At 45.1% G+C, this 17,884-nt stretch carries 13 protein-coding genes; 6 read left to right on the top strand and 7 right to left on the bottom strand.

The genetic code is table 11. The annotated features are described in order from the left end of the window. From U0033_RS19650 to U0033_RS19660, 3 genes are all read right to left on the bottom strand, one after another. Positions 1 to 3,399: a TonB-dependent receptor gene (locus tag U0033_RS19650; RefSeq protein WP_072358327.1), complete on the bottom strand. Its 3,399-nt coding sequence runs from the start codon at positions 3,397 to 3,399 to the stop codon at positions 1 to 3. Between the two features lie 296 nt (positions 3,400 to 3,695). Beyond that, positions 3,696 to 4,760, bottom strand: coding sequence for a FecR family protein (locus tag U0033_RS19655; protein ID WP_072358329.1), 1,065 nt, complete (start codon positions 4,758 to 4,760; stop codon positions 3,696 to 3,698). A gap of 97 nt (positions 4,761 to 4,857) precedes the next feature. After that, entirely contained in the window at positions 4,858 to 5,406 is a 549-nt protein-coding gene (locus U0033_RS19660; protein ID WP_083571402.1) for an RNA polymerase sigma factor, read from the bottom strand. Between the two features lie 592 nt (positions 5,407 to 5,998). On the opposite strand from U0033_RS19660, the gene U0033_RS19665 reads away from it, so the two are divergent. Further along, positions 5,999 to 6,958, top strand: a complete 960-nt coding sequence (locus tag U0033_RS19665; protein ID WP_072358331.1) for a helix-turn-helix transcriptional regulator — start codon at positions 5,999 to 6,001, stop codon at positions 6,956 to 6,958. 47 nt (positions 6,959 to 7,005) lie between these two features. After that, on the top strand, positions 7,006 to 7,623 hold the full coding sequence (locus tag U0033_RS19670; RefSeq protein ID WP_072358333.1) for a GyrI-like domain-containing protein: 618 nt from the start codon (positions 7,006 to 7,008) through the stop codon (positions 7,621 to 7,623). A gap of 12 nt (positions 7,624 to 7,635) precedes the next feature. On the opposite strand, the gene rnc is transcribed toward U0033_RS19670, so the two are convergent. The 3 genes from rnc to U0033_RS19685 are packed head-to-tail and all read right to left on the bottom strand — an operon-like array spanning position 7,636 to position 9,877. After that, positions 7,636 to 8,358, bottom strand: a complete 723-nt coding sequence (rnc, locus tag U0033_RS19675; RefSeq protein ID WP_083571403.1) for a ribonuclease III — start codon at positions 8,356 to 8,358, stop codon at positions 7,636 to 7,638. A 4-nt stretch (positions 8,359 to 8,362) separates the two neighbouring features. After that, the gene (gene fabF, locus U0033_RS19680; protein WP_072358335.1) at positions 8,363 to 9,616 is read right to left on the bottom strand and encodes a beta-ketoacyl-ACP synthase II; all 1,254 of its coding nucleotides are present in this window, start codon (positions 9,614 to 9,616) and stop codon (positions 8,363 to 8,365) included. A 24-nt stretch (positions 9,617 to 9,640) separates the two neighbouring features. Continuing rightward, positions 9,641 to 9,877: an acyl carrier protein gene (locus tag U0033_RS19685; RefSeq protein ID WP_012788038.1), complete on the bottom strand. Its 237-nt coding sequence runs from the start codon at positions 9,875 to 9,877 to the stop codon at positions 9,641 to 9,643. Between the two features lie 363 nt (positions 9,878 to 10,240). On the opposite strand from U0033_RS19685, the gene U0033_RS19690 reads away from it, so the two are divergent. The 3 genes from U0033_RS19690 to U0033_RS19700 are packed head-to-tail and all read left to right on the top strand — an operon-like array spanning position 10,241 to position 15,799. Continuing rightward, positions 10,241 to 11,323, top strand: a complete 1,083-nt coding sequence (locus U0033_RS19690) for an efflux RND transporter periplasmic adaptor subunit (RefSeq protein ID WP_072358336.1) — start codon at positions 10,241 to 10,243, stop codon at positions 11,321 to 11,323. 12 nt (positions 11,324 to 11,335) lie between these two features. Further along, entirely contained in the window at positions 11,336 to 14,434 is a 3,099-nt protein-coding gene (locus tag U0033_RS19695) for an efflux RND transporter permease subunit (RefSeq protein ID WP_072358338.1), read from the top strand. Between the two features lie 51 nt (positions 14,435 to 14,485). Further along, on the top strand, positions 14,486 to 15,799 hold the full coding sequence (locus U0033_RS19700) for a TolC family protein (protein ID WP_177318560.1): 1,314 nt from the start codon (positions 14,486 to 14,488) through the stop codon (positions 15,797 to 15,799). A gap of 41 nt (positions 15,800 to 15,840) precedes the next feature. On the opposite strand, the gene U0033_RS19705 is transcribed toward U0033_RS19700, so the two are convergent. Next, positions 15,841 to 16,605 carry a peptidase associated/transthyretin-like domain-containing protein gene (locus U0033_RS19705; protein WP_072358342.1) on the bottom strand — a complete coding sequence of 255 codons (765 nt, stop codon included), beginning with the start codon at positions 16,603 to 16,605 and terminating at the stop codon, positions 15,841 to 15,843. Positions 16,606 to 16,741: 136 nt separating this feature from the next. On the opposite strand from U0033_RS19705, the gene prs reads away from it, so the two are divergent. Further along, positions 16,742 to 17,668, top strand: coding sequence for a ribose-phosphate diphosphokinase (gene prs, locus U0033_RS19710; RefSeq protein WP_072358344.1), 927 nt, complete (start codon positions 16,742 to 16,744; stop codon positions 17,666 to 17,668). Positions 17,669 to 17,884 lie beyond the last annotated feature (216 nt).

Below are 17,884 nucleotides of genomic sequence, written 5' to 3' on the forward strand. Positions count from 1 at the left end.
TCAAAAGGAAAGGTCAAAACCTATATTCACATATTTACTTTGTGGATAAGTCAGACCGTTATCATCAGAAACTTCAGCGTCTATACCTGTCTTACGCATATTGTCGATAGAGAACAGGTTGTAGGCGTTGATGTATGCACGGAAACGTTCAATTTTTGCTTTCGCCAGGATGTGCTTAGGAAGGGTATAACCCAGTTCCAGGGTACGCGCCCTGATGTAACGAACGTTTGTCAACCAGAAGTCAGAGTCCACATTGTAGTTGCTGTGACCACCATTGTTGAAACGCAATGCAGGATACTTACCTGCGATCCATTTACTGTTTACATCATAAGGATCTTCCCTGTGCCAGCGATCGTTGTAGAATTCAGCCAGCAGGTTACCCTGGTTGGTGTATGGAATACGCATTTCCCATTTACGGTTGAAAGAGTAACCGGTACCAGCAGAGAAATCAGCTCTGAAATCAAAATTGCTATATGCTACAGTAAAGTTGATACCGCCATTCATGATTGGGTTCTTACCAGTACCCCAACCAATAGGACGTCTATCATAGTCATTAATCACACCATCACCATTCTGGTCCTTATAGATCAGGTCACCTGGTAATAATGTTTTGTTTCCTGCCCCGTCAACGTTTACTTTATAGTTGTTGATTTCATCCTGTGACTGGAATTGTCCTACTACATTATATCCCCAGAAGGTATTGCTATATCTGTTTTCCTGTGAACCATAGTAGTGATCCATAGAGTTCAGGAATACCGGTTTGTAGCTATCCAGGTTCTTAGCACGTGCATAAGAGAAGTTAGCACCTATGGTGAAACGTACTTTCTTGTATTCTCCTCTGTAGTTCACGGAGAACTCAGCACCGGATACCAGGTCGCTCTTTACGTTTTCCAAAGGCAGGGTATAACCCAGTTCGCTTGGTATCAGGAGGTCATATTTAGTACCCAGCAGACCTGTTCTTTTTCTTTTAAAGTAATCTACCGCACCACTGATCCGGTTATCCCAGAATCCATAGTCAGCACCGATGTCCATTGTTTTACTCACATACCAGGAGATATTATTGATAGGAACACCTTTGTAGGAGGAACCGATTACAGGTTTACCATCCAGGATTACAGTAGAAGAGTTGTAGTTATAACCAGAGAGATAGTCATATGCTGACAAAGGAATATCATCATCACCCAGTTTACCATAAGAAGCTCTCAGTTTCAGTTCGCTCAGCGTTTTCTTGCCACCTACGAGGTGCTGGAAGAATTGTTCTTCGCTGATACGCCAGCCAGCCTGCATAGCAGGGAAGGTACCCCAGCGTTTGTTAGGTGCGAACTTCCAGGAGGCATCTCTTCTGGCAGAAGCTTCCAGGTAGTAACGGCTATCGTAGTTATAAGTTAAGCGGCCAATGTAACCCAGACGGGCAGTAGTAAAGTCGCCATCATTATAGGTATCCATTGTACTGAAGTAGATCAGTGGCAGATCGTTGGTGGTAGGCACAGCATGCAGCCAGTTATCGATTTCCCTTCTCTTGATTCTTTCTGCTACTACGGTACCGCCTACGTTATGCTTGCCAAAAGCGTGTGCATAGTTCAGTTGTAACTGAATAGTAGGAGACAGGTTAGTGTGGTTATCTCTTTCTCTCCATGGGTTAGAGCTACCACCAGATACATTGTATGCATTCGTATTAGGATCATAAGTATATACATTGTAAGTATACTCGTGACCGTTCATAATTCTGTTAGCATAGTAGTAAGAGAACAGGCCTCTTGCACTCAGACCATCGATGGGGAATTTGTATTCCGCAGTCAGGTTAGTCTGTAACACACGCCAGTCTTCATGCCAGTAACCGGACAGTTTCTTGTTCTGCAAGGCCCAGTTTTCTGTATTGTGACCGATGTTGTTTGGATAATTTGGGTTATCGTTTGCATAAGGGCGTTCGATAGGAGTGTTACGCAGGATAGCGAAACGAGCTTCCCAGTAGTCATCACCACCTGGTACACCTGGTTGGTCTCTGGTTTCTACACGACCGTTGATTTGTGCACCGATCTTGAAGTTGTCAGATACTTTCGCTTCGATGTTACTTTGAATGTTGGTACGTTCGAAAGTAAATTGTCTGCCAAGTACAGAATATTGTTTCAGGTGAGTAGCAGAAACGTAGTAGTTAATTCTGTCAGAACCACCACTGAAGTTCAGGTTCAGGTTAGTGAGGGGCGCATTGTCCTTCACAATGAACTTGTACCAGTCAAAGCTCTTGTAACCTGGTTCAGTACCTGCTTTCCATTTTTCCAGTTCTGCCTTTGTAATAGTGGTAGAACCATATTGGTTCATTTCAGCATCTGCTTTACCTGCCATCCATTCGTAAGCATTTACGCCTTTAGGGAAGCGGGTCCAGTTCTGCCAGCCGGTATATGCAGCAAGGTTGATAGTGTTACGGCTGTTCAGTTTACCTCTCTTGGTAGTAACCACCACAACACCATTTGCAGCACGCATACCATAGATAGCAGCGGAAGCATCTTTCAGAATAGTGATGGTTTCGATATCGTTCGGTGCGATGTTGTTGAACTGACCGGCATCCTGCTGGATACCATCAATTACATACAATGGATCGCCCATGTTACGGATTTGAATGCTGGCACTTGCACCCGGACGGGAGTCAGACATACGGAAGGTAACACCCGGCAGTTTACCTGCAAGTACGGTACTTACAGTAGAACCAGCATGTACATCGCCCATATCTTTTGCAGTAATAGCAGCGATTGCACCTGTGAGGGATTCTTTCTTTTGTGTACCATAACCTACAATCACCACATCACTCAGTGAAGTAGCGGAAGGTTCTAGTGTAACGTTGATAACACTGTTTCCATTGAGCTCTACTTCTTTAGTAGTATACCCCACATAAGAGAAAACGAGTGTACCAGAAAGATCTGGTGCATTGAAAGCAAAATTACCACCAGCATCGGTGACAGCACCTGCGGTAGAATTTTTGAGTTTTACGTTTACGCCTGGCAGTGGAGTACCTTTTCCGTCTACTACCTTACCCTGAATACGAACAACTGCATTCATCGTGGAGGTAAATTCCTCCGGTTTGCGTAATCGATTGAGCACAATTTGCCGACCATCGACCTGATAGGAGAGTTGCAATGGGGCGAGTAACTTGTCCAGTACCTTTCCAAGGGGCTCCTGTTTCACTTCCAGATTTACTTTACGGGAAGCGCTGATGAGCGTGGAAGAATAGAGAAATTTCACATCAGCTGCTTGTTCTAGTTTAGACAGTACCTGGTCAACTGTTTGCTGACGGGCATCTATAGATACAGGCTTGGTGAGAATTTCCTGGGCCTCAGTGGACTTTGCATAAATGAGACCGGTACATAACGTGGCAATTAGCAGCTGGTAAAAGCATGTACGCATGACCATAAAGATTAAATCATGGATTCGTAGTCTTTTTTTCATAACTTGAATTGTGTTCCTGTTTGTAATGGGAAATAGAAAGGGTGTCTTATCCCAGTGGAGCGGGTATAAGGCGGTGCCGCAAGAGTATTATTTTTTCAGCCAGTGGTACGGCCATACCGCTGGCTTTTTCATTACGTGATGTAAAGCATAAGTATCAGTGTAATTTATTTGTTCTCAATAACGTATTTCGTGAACTAGTGTATCAACGGGGGAACTCTCTACATTCCTTATTAGCTACGCGTACGTGAACACTATCAATGACATCCTTTGGTTGTTATAGTAATTTCATTTCCTTCGATCGTACAATTTGCTTCCAGTGCCTGACAGATAAGTCTTAATTTTTCTTTCAGCGGTTCGTCATCCAGGGATGCTGTTAATTTACAGTCGGCCATCAGGTTTTTGTCATAGTTAATATGTACACCATAGGCATTCTCGAGCATGTTGAACACACTGTCTGCAGGAGCATCTGCAAATACAAAAGAGTACAGCTCAGTTACAGTTGGCTGGGCGATGATTGTTACGTTCGTTGGCAATACATCTAAAGTATGGTTGGAACGTTTCAGTATTGCCTGCTGGTTAGCAGACAAACTAGCCCGGGCATTGTTCTCTTGTGGTTGTATGGCAATAGCTACTTTACCAGTTTTTACGGCTACACTTACCAGGGTATCTTCATCATAGGCTCTCACCATGAATGAGGTGCCGAGTACGTTGATTACCATTTCGTTGGCATATACTACAAAAGGTTCAATGTTTTTCTTTACTTCAAAAAATGCTGCTCCGGAAAGGAATACCTGACGATGGCATTTGCCAGTGAAACAGGACGGATAACTAATCCGGGCTCCAGGTTGCAGGATTACAGAGCTTCCATCGGGCAGGCTTACAGTTTCAGGTTTCCTGCCTTTGTTGATACTCTCAATAAAAGCAACCTTCTTTTTCTCAGCCTTTGCCACCAATTTTCGGTAAGCACTGTGATCCGGCTTGTCCAGGGTGAACCACATTACAGTGGTAGCCACCAGGGCAATCAGTACGGCAGCAGCAGCCACGTACCAGGAACGTAATTTCCTGACTGGTTTTTGCGGCGCATCCATACTTTCACGGATATTCAGCCAGATAATTTCGTGGATATTTTCCTTCAGACCAAATGCAGGAAGCTGTGACGCCGCCTGAATAATGGCGCGTGCCTGCAGAATAGCAGCCCGCTGTTCCGGATAGTTCCGCGAAATGGATTCCCAATGACTTGCGTTCTCGCCAAGCTTAACCCAGGCGACGAAGCTGTCGTCAGTCACAAAATCGGCAGTATCGAAGTTTGAGTAATCCATGTATATTAATAAAGAGAGAGAAGGGTTATTTTAACTCACTTATGTTAAAGTTTTTTTAAAATATTTTTTGGGCGGGTGGGGTCTTTAACAAAATTCGCTACAGTAGCTCCCTCAATTTGACTACTGCACGCTGTACCAGATTACGAACAGACTGCTCATTCACCCCCATAATACCTGAAATCTCCTCCCAACTAAAATTATCATAGAATCTTAACCGGATCGCCTCCTGCTGTCTTACCGGCAATTGGTGCATAGCTTTCTGCAGGCGAAGCTGTTGTAAAAGATTCTCCTCCCCCATAATCCGCATATCCTCTGCCGAGGCTTCTTCCTGTAACGACCAATCCAGGACCAGGGCCGCCTTTGCATCCGACAACCTGTGCAAACGCCTCCGCAAAGACCTGAAAAGGTAATATTTAACGGAAGTAGTCGCTGAAAGGTTATGCCTTGTACGCCAGAGATCGGCGAAAAGATCCTGCATAGCATCCTGCACCTGTGCAGTATCGCCTGCAAGATGGTAGCCATAGTTATATAATACAGCAGCAAAACGCCTGTACATCTCACTAAAGGCCTGTTCATCGTCCTGTCTGAAGGCATTCCACAGTACCTCTTCCGCTATGAATGACTGATCGCTATTTCCGGACCCCAATTTACCTGATTTAAAAAAGTATTACCAGTAGTAATAGTATTGTTCACCAGTCCATTCTCACTGGCTGCGGGGACTAAACTACGAACTATAAAAATCATTTACGAATCATTGCTTGTTCAAGGTTGAATTAGAACAAAAAAAATGGGGCCTGATAAAGATCAGGCCCTCCCCAAATTAACCATTAAAAAAACTCATTTGAATTTTGCTTAAATCAAAAGTAGAATGAATCTTTCTTAAATCTGTTAATCATAAGTTAATGATTATAAATAAAATGGGAAGGTAATAGTCGTAATATTAGAATGATAGGTGGATGATCAAAATTGTTGGATGCATGTATCCAATACCGCAAAATCTGCCCAAAAAAAAGGTCCCCGCAAAAAATTGCAGGGACTTACCATTTAACCTATATTCTGTACTGTAGCATCAAAATCTTAAATATTTTTCAGAGACTTAGACTTTTTCTCGCTTTCTATACTGCTATTCGTTTCTCTAAAGTGTTACTCTCAAATATTTTCTGTATATAAGACGGTGTTTAATATTCGAAGTTTAACGGGTTGCCATTTTTTTTTCATTTTATTTCTAATTTTCGGCCATGAACAGGATAGACCGTCTTTCCGCCATACTTATTCAGCTCCAGGGCAAGAAAATTGTAAAGGCTGCTGAAATAGCAGAACGCTTTCAAATCAGCCTCCGTACTGTATATCGTGATGTAAGAGCCTTACAGGAAGCTGGGGTGCCCGTAGGCGCGGAGGCTGGTACCGGTTATTACCTGGTGGAAGGCTACCACCTGCCCCCGGTTATGTTTAACAGGGAAGAAGCTGCTGCCCTGCTCACCGGAGAGAAGATGATGGCCCAGCTCAGTGACCATTCCAACAGGAAACAATTTGGCAACGCCATGCAAAAGATCAGGGCCGTGCTGCGGAGCAGCGAAAAAGATTTCCTGGAATCGCTGGAAGAGAATATTGCCGTGATTAGCCGCAGACCACCAGAGGATAGCGAGTTTCCTAACCGGTTTCTCTCGGATATTCAATATGCACTGGGCAAACACCTGATGCTCAAGCTGGATTACTTTGCCCTGCATTCCGAAACCCTGACACATAGGGAAATAGAACCCATTGGCATTATTTATATGATGGGATACTGGTACCTCATTGCCTGGTGCAGACTCCGGCATGCTTACCGGAATTTCAGGATGGACCGCATCCGGAACCTGGGGGTAACCGCAATTTCTTATGAAAGAGAAAGGCATATCTCTCTGAAAGAGTATATGGAAAAATATGCTGAACCAGCTGCTTATCCACATGTGGTGAAATTGCGGTTTTCGGCGATTATGGCAAAAAAGCTGGGCAATCAGCGGTTTTATTATGGATTGATGGAGGAACAAGCGGCAGGGGATTGCGTGGAAATGACATTTCTAACTTCACATCTGGATTGGTTTGGGAGATGGGTGCTGACGATCGGGAAAGAGGTGGAGATTATTGGACCGGAGGAATTGAAGGAACATATGCGAAAACTTGCCACAGAAATTTATGAGCAATATCTACTGACATAAGGTTGTCACTCCGCCCCCTTTCCTTTGCATTATTAACGATAATGTATATGTCAAAAACAGATCTCACTAAAACCCACAAAGAACTTTACACTGCAACGGCCCAACCCGCATTACTCTTCGTTCCTCCCGGCCACTATCTCTCCATTGAAGGACAGGGAGATCCTAACGGCGAGCACTTTGCTGCCTGCACGCAAGCGCTTTACACCGGCGCATACAGTATAAAAATGCACTATAAGAAAATGGAACTGGACTTCGTAGTCTGCAAGCTCGAAGGCCTCTGGTGGGTAGATAATGGGGAAAACTATACGGGCTTCCGCGAGGTGCTGGAAGTGCCCCGTGATCAGTGGCATTGGCAGCTCCTGATCCGTATGCCGGACTTCATCAATAAGAACGATGTAAAGACCATTCTGAAAAAGACCTATGAAAAGAAACCCGTTCCACATTTCAACCAGGTCTACCTGCAAACCCTTGCCGAAGGCCAGAGTGTTCAGATATTGCACACAGGTTCCTACGCTACCGAATCGGTATCATTACAGATCTTACACGATTTTATGAGAGAAAAAGGCCTGACCTGGAATGGCCGGCACCATGAAATATACCTGAGTGACCCACGCAAAACTGCGCAGGAAAAGCTGAAAACAATCTTAAGACAACCGGTAAAGTAGTTCGGAAACGGGTTATTTTTCTCCGAGCCCCAGCAGCTCTATGGCCTGCTGTGCAGCAATCTGACTGGCATCTTTCTTATTGAAAGCCTTACCACTGCAAATGAGCTCCCCATCTACTACTGCCCCAACAGTAAAGATGCGGCGGCCATTGTCCATCTGTTCTTCCAGCAGGTCGAACTCAAGGACCTTGCCGTGCTTATTTGCCCATCCGTAAAGCTTGTTTTTGTGGTTCATTTCCACATTTTCAAGCAGTTCCAGATCAATATAAGGCATGATGATGCGTTGATGCACAAACTGTTTGGTGCGGTTATACCCTTTGTCAAGGTATACTGCGCCAACCAGGGCTTCGAGGGTATTACCAAAGATCTGGGAGATCTTCAGGAAGCTATTGTACTTATCATAAATGGTCAGCTTGCGCAGGCCCATCTTGATAGCAATATCATTAAGCTGCTGGCGGTTCACAATTTTGGACCGCATTTCGGTGAGATAGCCTTCTGTCTTGTAAGGATATTTCCTGAAAAGGTAATCGCCGACAATGGCACCAAGGATGGCATCACCGAGATATTCCAGCCTTTCATTGCTCTCCAGAAACTTCTCCTTGCTCGAGCGATGGCTCAGGGCGACTTCATACAATGAGAAATTGCCCGGGGCAAAGCCCAGCAGGTTATACAGATCCTTGTAAAGACTTCTCTTACCGGATACAAATCGATATAAAAATCCTGGCAGTAATTTCACACAATCAAGCAACAAATTTTTTGAAAATCACGGATGCATTATGCCCTCCAAAACCGAAGGTATTGCTTAATGCAGCGTTTACTTCTCTGTGTTGTGCGACGTTAAAGGTAAAATTTAATTTGGAGTCCAGTTCAGGATCATCCGTAAAATGATTAATGGTAGGAGGAATTATACCATGTATAACAGACATGATAGCCGCAATCGACTCAATCGCACCGGCAGCACCTAATAAATGACCGGTCATAGACTTGGTGGAGCTGATATTCATACGATATGCATCTTCACCAAATACCTGTTGGATCGCTTTTACTTCGGCAACATCTCCAAGTGGAGTAGAAGTACCGTGTACGTTAATGTAGTCAATTGCATTGGGTTGCAGTCCAGCGTCTAACAGGGCCATTCGCATAACGTTCATAGCGCCTAATCCCTCTGGATGGGGTGCTGTGATGTGATAGGCATCTGCTGTAGCGCCACCTCCTGCCAGTTCAGCATAAATTTTGGCACCTCTGGCAATCGCATGTTCATAGGATTCTAGCACCAGTGCTCCCGCACCTTCTCCCATTACGAACCCATCACGGTTCAGGTCAAAGGGCCTGGAGGCTGTGGCCGGGTCATCATTTCGCTCGGATAGGGCCTTCATCGCGTTAAAACCGCCTACACAGGCATCGTTTATCACGTTTTCGGATCCTCCGGTGATCATTACATCCGCTCTGCCATACCTGATGTATTGCATCGCTTCAATAATGGCATTTGTAGCAGAAGCACACGCAGACACCACTGAGAAATTAGGTCCTCTGAAACCGTGGCGTATAGAAATGTGTCCTGCCGCAATGTCGATAATTAACCGGGCTATTAGGAAAGGACTAAAACGGGGAGTTCCGTCGCCCTGACCGAAATCTTTCATTTCCTGACAGAAATTGATCATCCCGCCAATACCCGATCCCCAGATCACCCCAACCCTGTCCATATCGACAGAATTACGGTCAATCCCGGCATCTTGTACGGCCTGGTCAGCAGCTATCACAGCTGTCTGTGTGAAGGGATCCATTTTACGGGCTTCCTTCTTGTCCAGGTAATTGGTAGCATCAAAGTTCTTCAGTTCGCAAGCAAAACGGGTTTTGAACTTGGAAGCATCAAATTGTGTAATAGGTCCGGCACCGGATACACCGTCCGTCAATCCCTTCCAGTATTCGGATACGGAATTGCCGAGCGGTGTAAGTGCGCCTAAACCTGTAACGACTACTCGTCTTGGTTGCATTAAAACAAATCTGATTAAGTAGGATTATTTTACATGTTCTTCCAGGTAAGCAACTGCCTGGCCAACAGTAGTAATAGTTTCAGCTTGTTCGTCAGGAATGGAGATGTTGAATTCTTTTTCGAATTCCATGATCAGTTCTACCGTATCCAAAGAGTCAGCGCCCAGGTCGTTGGTGAAGGAGGCTTCAGGAGTTACCTCAGCTTCGTCAACGCCCAATTTGTCAATAATGATCTTTTTAACTCTTGATGCAATGTCTGACATAATTTTAAGTGTTTTTGGTTTAAAACTTGAGTGCAAAAATATAATTTTTATTGAATTGACAAGAACAGAGGCCAATTTTACCCAATTTACTTTAGTGTTATTAACGTAAAATCCATTCCCACAAAGGATTAGCCAGAATTTTTGAATTCCTGAATTCCCAGGAAAACACCCCTTACCCTCACCGTATATGCTTCAAAGTACACATATAATATTGACCGCATTTGCCATTCAACCGCCAATTCAACCTCCTATATACCCTTAAATGACAATTAACGCTAATTAACACTTGGGCCTCCCGATCAGCAAGGGCTTTTATTAAATTTGCCCCGGGCAATATCCCCTGCAACATAAATATGCGAACAAATGGCTGGTAACAAAAAGTTCCTGAAAACAGTCGTTTACCTGGTCCTGGCTGTAGTTATTATCGTAATTATCTATTCCAGGTTCGCTGCTCCTAAAAAAGAAGCAGCACCCAACAAAGAAACGGTACGTGGTGGCAAAGGAAACAAACCCTTGCTGGTAGACGCTTTTATTGTACACACCTCCTCCCTCAATGAAGTTATTGATGCGAGCGGTACCCTTCAGAGCAATGAAGAAGTACAGATCCAACCCGAAATTACGGGCAAGATCACTGGCCTCTTCTTTAAAGAAGGTACCCAGGTAGCCAAAGGAACCCTCCTCGTCAAAATCTATGATGAAGACCTTAAAGCTCAGTTGTCAAAACTCGAACTGCAGCAACAACTGGCCAAAACTACCCTCGAAAGACAGGAAAACCTCCTGAAGATCAATGGTATCAGCCGCCAGGATGTAGACGTGACCCGCAACCAGGTGAGCGCCTATGGTGCAGATATAACATATACCCGTACCCAGCTCCAGAAAACGGAACTCAGGGCCCCCTTCAGCGGACGCCTCGGCCTCCGCAATATCAGCCTCGGGGCGATTGTCAACAATACCACTATTATTACTACCCTGCAGCAGATAGACCCGCTCAAAGTAGACTTCACCGTTCCGGAAAAGTATCGCAACGCCGTTAAACAAGGCGATGCCGTCAATTTTAAGGTGGCCGGCGATGCCAGGCCCTACAAAGGACAGATCTACGCCCTCGATCCAAAAATAGACCTCGCTACCCGGACCATTAAACTAAGAGCAATTGTACCTAACCCCGGTCAGTTACTGCCCGGTGCCTTCGCTAACGTACAAATAGCGCTCCGTAATATGCCCGATGCCCTCATGATCCCCTCACAAGCCGTTATTCCCGGTACCCGTGACAAGAAAGTGATTATCGCGGACCAGGGCAAAGCAAAGTTTGTAGTCGTAGAAACAGGCCTCCGGGATGCTGACAATGTACAGATTACCAATGGTCTCAGCAAAGGAGATACCGTAATCACCAGCGGTATGCTACAACTAAAGCCTGGTATGGTACTGAAGTATAACAAGATCAATTAAATTATGTAGACCATGAGCCTACCCTCTCTTTCGCTCAAACGTCCTGTATTTGCCATCGTGATGAACATTATCATCGTCATCTTTGGCTTCGTAGGCTTCAACTTCCTGGGGGTAAGGGACTTCCCTGCCATAGATCCACCCATCGTAAATGTGCGCACCTCCTACGCAGGTGCCAACTCTGATATTATTGAAACACAGATCACCGAGCCGCTCGAAAAATCTATTAACGGAATCGCCGGTATCAAAAATATATCCTCCAGCAGCAGCCAGGGTACTTCCAATATCACCGTTGAATTTGAACTGGGTATTGACCTCGAAGCCGCTACCAACGACGTGCGCGATAAAGTTTCCCAGGCACTCCGTAGCCTGCCTCCCGATATCGACGCCCCCCCTGTTGTATCCAAAGAAGATGCAAACTCGGACTATATCCTCTCCATGACGCTGCAGAGTAGCACCCGCAATCAGCTGGAAATCACGGAATATGCGAACAACGTATTGCTGGAAAGACTCCAGACCATTCCTGGCGTCAGCTCCATCCGCATACTCGGGGAGAAGAAATACGCCATGCGCCTCTGGATGGACCCCGCCAGGTTATCAGCTTACAGCCTCACACCCGCTGACGTGCAGCAAGCCCTGGCCAAAGAAAACGTAGAACTGCCCTCCGGTAAGATCGCCGGGAACGCCACGGAACTCACCGTTCGCACTTTTGGCCGCCTGAATACCGAAGAAGATTTCAATAACCTGATTATCAAAAATGTAAATAGCAGCCTGATTCACTTCAGGGATATTGGTCAGGCAGTATTAGGCCCGGAAAATGAAGAAACGATCCTGAAAGAATCAGGGGTGCCCATGGTCGCCCTCGCCCTTACCCCGCAACCTGGTTCCAACTATGTAGCTATCGCCGATGAATTCTACAAAAGGTATGAACAGCTGAAAAAAGACCTGCCACCGGATCTGAGCACAAATATCGCCATCGATAATACCCGCTTTATCCGCAAGTCTATCGAAGAGGTAGAAGAAACCCTCGTCGTGGCACTGGTGCTGGTAATTCTCATCATCTACCTCTTTTTCCGTGACTGGCTCATGGCCTTCCGCCCATTGGTGGATATCCCGGTATCCCTCATTGCCGCTTTCTTTATTATGTATATGTGTGGCTTCACCATTAATATATTGACACTCCTGGCCATCGTACTCGCTACAGGGCTGGTGGTGGATGATGGTATCGTGGTCACGGAAAATATCTATAAGAAGATTGAAGCAGGCATGCCCCGGATGCAGGCAGCAAAAGAAGGTTCTGAAGAGATCTTCTTTGCCGTTATCGCTACCAGTATCACCCTGGCATTCGTATTCCTGCCCATCGTGTTCCTTCAGGGCTTCGTAGGTCGCCTGTTCAGGGAGTTTGGAATCGTGGTAGCCGGTGCCGTACTTATTTCTGCCTTCGTATCACTTACGCTCACGCCTGTACTGAACGTGAAGCTGGGTCGTAAAAAACATACCCACTCCTGGTTTTACACCAAAACAGAACCTTTCTTCACCTGGATGGAAAATAGTTATCAGCATGCTTTGGAGAAATTCATGAAAGTACGCTGGATAGCCACCCTGATCATTTTGGGTTGTGTGGCCATGATCTATTTCATTTTCCGCAACCTGCAATCAGAACTGGCACCGATTGAAGACCGCAGCCAGTTCCGTCTCTCTATCACGGCCCCCGAAGGAACTTCCTTCGATTATATGGAACGGTACATGGACGGGCTGACCCAATTCATGATCGATTCCATTCCTGAAAAGAATATCGTACTGACCGTAACGGCTCCGGGCTTTAGTGGTGGTGGTGCAGTCAACACAGGTTTTGCAAACGTGGTACTCACAGAGCCCAATAACAGGACCCGTTCACAGAAGGAAATTGTGAACATGGTGAACCGCAATATGTTCAAGTTCTCCGAAGGCAAGGTATTCGCAATCGAACAGCAAACCATCCAGGTAGGTCGTCGTAGTGGATTGCCGGTATCCTTTGTTTTACAGCATATCAACTTTGATAGTCTATCCAGGGTATTGCCCATCTTCCTCGATGAGGCCAACAATGATCCCACCTTTTCAGGGGTGGACGTTGACCTGAAGTTCAACAAACCTGAATTACGTATCCAGATCAACCGTGCAAAGGCCAGTGAACTGGGGGTATCTGTCGATGATATTTCCCAGACCTTACAGCTGGCACTGAGCAATGTACGTTATGGCTACTTTGTCCGCAATGGTAAGCAATACCAGGTAATGGGCCAGGTATTCCGTGGTAGTCGTGATAAACCTACTGACCTGCAGAATTTTTATGTACGCAACAGCAGGGGAGAGGCCATTCAGCTGGATAACGTTGTCAGCATCCAGGAAGAAACCAGTCCGCCGATCATCTATCACTTCAATCGTTATAAATCTGCGACAGTTTCTGCGGGCCTGGCTCCGGGCAAGACCATTGGAGATGGTATCAATGCGATGTACCGCATTTATAACGACCTGCAGCAAAAAGGTGTGATCAATGATTCTTATAACGCTGCATTATCAGGATCTTCCCGGGACTATGCAGAAAGTGGATCCAATACCATGTTTGCCCTGGTGCTGGCCCTGGTATTAATTTACCTGGTACTGGCCGCACAGTTTGAAAGCTGGGTCGATCCATTTATCATTATGCTCACCGTGCCGCTGGCATTTGCAGGAGCCTTGCTTTCCCTATGGATTTTTGGTCAGACGTGGAACATCTTCTCTCAGATCGGGGTTATTATGTTGATCGGTCTGGTGACCAAGAATGGTATCCTGATCGTGGAATTTGCGAATCATAAACGGGATGAGGGCCAGGGGAAAGCGACAGCTGCAATCGAAGCAGCCACCATGCGTTTACGTCCGATCCTGATGACCAGTCTTGCCATGGCTTTGGGTGCATTGCCAATCGCAATGTCACTGGGAGCAGCGGCAACGAGCCGTATTCCATTGGGTATTGTGATTGTAGGTGGGATCGTGTTTTCACTGATCCTGACTTTATTTGTGATTCCGGCGATGTACATTTTCCTGAGTAGGAGAAAACAGGTAAAGCAACCCATTGAAGAATTTGAAGCTACTGTATAAAACTCTGAACTGGTAAGCTGCTGGCTGACCAGTTCTGTCTATATGCTTAACATGAAACGCATTCTCATATTTTGCCTGTTGCTAACTGCCGTCCATGTTTCCGCACAACAGGTGCTGACAGTGGAGCAGGCGATAGATCTGGCTTTAAAGAACAACTATGATATACGGCTGGCGAAGAATGATGCCGCTATAGCAGCTAACGATTATGCATATGCCAACTGGGCATTTGCACCCCGAATAAATGGTACTGCATCAAGGGTGTGGAATACAACCCGTACCAAACAGGAATTCGTAAATGGCACCAAGCGTGATACGAGTGGGATTCATAGTAATAACTTCACTGGCAATGTAACTTTATCATGGACCCTCTTTGATGGTTTGAAAATGTTTGCCACCAGGCAAAAACTGGAAGCCATCCGTGACCTGGGTGATGCCACGATGAAAGATGCACTGATCACCACAGTTGCTAATGTAATCGCCAGTTACTATGCAGTAGTGCAGGGAAAACAACAACTTCATAACCTGTCAGAACAATTAGCGATTGCAGATGAAAGAGTGAAATTGTCTGATGCGAAATTTCAGACAGGATTGGGTCCAAAGACAGACTGGCTACAATCAAAAGTCGACTACAATGCATTGAAGGCTTCTTTTTTGCGACAGCAAACAGTGATTGATCAGGGTAAGGTGATCCTGAATCAGTACATGGCGATAGAAGACGGTAATACACAGTATGAAGTGCAGGATAGTATTCCACTTAATACTGATCTTGCCTATGGTAAAATGAGAGAAGAGATGCTGCAACGCAATACCAGTTTAATGGTAGCCAAGCAAAACCTGACGGTGTCGCAGCTGGCGCTGAAAGAAAGTAAGGGCGATTATTTTCCTGTCATCAATTTCAATACCGGGTACAATTTTACGAAGGTGAATTCGAATGCAGCCACGAACTCATTCAGTCCAATCTTCAACCAGAATGGGGTAATTAATTATGGGTTTTCAGCTACGATTCCCATTTTCAATGGATTGAATGTACACAGGCAGGTGAAGAATGCAGAACTGAATGTAAGTTATCAGCAGCTGTCGCTGGAGAATACACGTACAAAAATGGATATGGCGCTGAGCAATGCATTCAAGGATTATGAATACTATAAAACGGCGGTAGACCTGGAAGATGAGAATCTGGGGTTGGCACGTGAAAATGCGATGGTAGCGTTGGAGCGGTTCAAACAAGGCGTGTCTACAACAATTGAAGTGAAAGAAGCGCAGCAAAGCCTGGAAGATGCCTATAACCGGTTGATCAATGCCCGGTATAATATCAAACTGGCAGAAACGCAATTGCTCCGCCTGAATGGGGATTTAATTAAATAAAAAAGCGGGGTGGCCGTATGGCAATCCCGCTTTTCTATTTATTACTCATCTTCTTTCTTCACCGGTGGCAGCGTTCCCGCCACCTTATCCTTCTGGTACTGAGTATAACTATTTTTAATATACAACATCAAATCATACTCCGTCGCATCCTGAATAAACTGGTACCCCGGCCTATACCTCATCATAAAACTATCCAGCTCATTGCCATTCAAATGCGTCATCTTCTCCACTAATTCCGGACTATACCTGTTATCAATATATTTTTCTTTCTCCCAATATACCAGCTGCTCTTTAAAATGTTCATTCCGCTTCCGCTGTTTACTCGGCACCAGGTATGTCAACGCTGTAATGGGATGTGACGGTAATGTCTTCAACACATCTATTGCCCCAGGCTTCTTATACCCAAAATATTTCGCATATTCCTGCCTGGTGGCAGCTGAATCCCGCATATAGTTTCTTCCTCTTACATCCACACCCTGTATGGTAATCACCCTCTTCGTCATATACACATTAATGAACATAGAAGTAGCAGGCACTGTCACGAATTTCCTTTCGTATGTTAACATGGTAAACTCAAGGGTATCTCCTGGCATCGCATCAATTTCAAAACGGCCGCTTTCACCCCCTAATACACCTGAACGCGTCTTCTTATTGATAATACTAACATTCGGAATTCCCTGCCTGTTGTCGATGTCTGTGATCAGACCCGACACTCTGACCTGCGCACTTGCGTGCTGCAGACAGAAAAACAGGCTAAAAAATAGTGCTCCAAGCCAGATGGGAAGCGTTTTAATTCGTCTAGGCATCGCTCAAAAATAAATTTCCCCTCGCAAATGAAACGTTAAAAATATAGATTAATGTCGAATTATCGGGGTTAATGGCTGTTAAACATACCATTAATTTATAAATAATTACTTTTAACACTCATATATTCCAAACACTATGCCTCAGAAGATCATTTTTGCAACACAGCGCTACCAGTATCTCAAAGATCGAATACTGGCGCTGGCTCCCGACTGGGAGGACGGAAAACTGGAAATCCGCGATTTCCCGGACGGGGAACATTATCACCGTATCCGTAGCCAGGTACATGGCAAAGAGGTCATAGTGCTGGGAGGTACCATTGACGACAAAGAAACCCTGGAATTGTTCGATATTGCTCACGGTTGTATCCAGCTGGATGCACTTGCCCTGAACTTGGTCATTCCTTTCTTTGGCTACTCCACTATGGAAAGAGCGGTGAAATCCGGCGAGATCGTAAAAGCCAAAACCCGCGCTTTATTGTTCTCTGCCCTGCCCGCCACTAATAGTGGTAATAAAGTTATTCTCATGGACCTCCATGTAGATGGTATCACTTACTATTTTGAGAGTGGTGTAAGGCCTGTGCACCTCTATGGCAAAGACCTGGTAAAAGAAGCTGCGATGGAATTAGGAGAAGGTGAAACATTCGTATTAGCAAGCACTGATGCAGGCAGAGCAAAATGGGTAGAATCACTGGCGAATGATCTGAATGTGGAAGCTGCCTTCGTATTTAAAAAACGCATCTCCGGCGAGACCACACAAATCACGGGTATCAATGCAGAAGTAGAAAATAAAAATGTCATCATCTATGATGATATGATCCGCACTGGGGGCTCTCTCATACATGCAGCACAATCATACCTGGATGCTGGTGCAAAATCCATCTCAGTCATTACTACACATGGAATATTTGCTGGTGGAGGATTTGAGAAGATCAAAAAAAGTGGTATCATCAAAAAAGTGATCTGTGCAGATACACATCCCAATGCATTGAGTATACAGGATGCATTACTCACAGTAAAGTCTGTAGATAAAATTATTGTTGACTACTTCCTGCAACACGGATAAGCTGATAAAATATTATTATTAAAGCTGGCCTGTGGCCAGCTTCCTTCCGTTGATAACAGATGTTGTTGACATCAGTTAATCTCATCATATGAGTATTACTGCACAATTGCGACACCCGCCGTTGGCAAGGTGTTTGATATACAGCGTTCTGGAAAAGGATGAGCTGTAGAGTAGTGCTGCACAACAAACACAAGAACTAAATAAGAATACTAAATT

The sequence above is a fragment of the Chitinophaga sancti genome, assembly GCF_034424315.1.
Taxonomy (GTDB): Bacteria; Bacteroidota; Bacteroidia; order Chitinophagales; family Chitinophagaceae; genus Chitinophaga; species Chitinophaga sancti.

Coding starts and splice junctions, on each gene's coding strand:
- U0033_RS19700 (WP_177318560.1), top strand. CDS start 14,486: ATGAAACGCATTCTCATATTTTGCCTGTTGCTAACTGCCGTCCATGTT.
- U0033_RS19685 (WP_012788038.1), bottom strand. CDS start 9,877: ATGTCAGACATTGCATCAAGAGTTAAAAAGATCATTATTGACAAATTG.
- U0033_RS19665 (WP_072358331.1), top strand. CDS start 5,999: ATGAACAGGATAGACCGTCTTTCCGCCATACTTATTCAGCTCCAGGGC.
- U0033_RS19655 (WP_072358329.1), bottom strand. CDS start 4,760: ATGGATTACTCAAACTTCGATACTGCCGATTTTGTGACTGACGACAGC.
- U0033_RS19670 (WP_072358333.1), top strand. CDS start 7,006: ATGTCAAAAACAGATCTCACTAAAACCCACAAAGAACTTTACACTGCA.
- U0033_RS19695 (WP_072358338.1), top strand. CDS start 11,336: ATGAGCCTACCCTCTCTTTCGCTCAAACGTCCTGTATTTGCCATCGTG.
- prs (WP_072358344.1), top strand. CDS start 16,742: ATGCCTCAGAAGATCATTTTTGCAACACAGCGCTACCAGTATCTCAAA.
- U0033_RS19705 (WP_072358342.1), bottom strand. CDS start 16,605: ATGCCTAGACGAATTAAAACGCTTCCCATCTGGCTTGGAGCACTATTT.
- U0033_RS19690 (WP_072358336.1), top strand. CDS start 10,241: ATGGCTGGTAACAAAAAGTTCCTGAAAACAGTCGTTTACCTGGTCCTG.
- fabF (WP_072358335.1), bottom strand. CDS start 9,616: ATGCAACCAAGACGAGTAGTCGTTACAGGTTTAGGCGCACTTACACCG.
- U0033_RS19650 (WP_072358327.1), bottom strand. CDS start 3,399: ATGCGTACATGCTTTTACCAGCTGCTAATTGCCACGTTATGTACCGGT.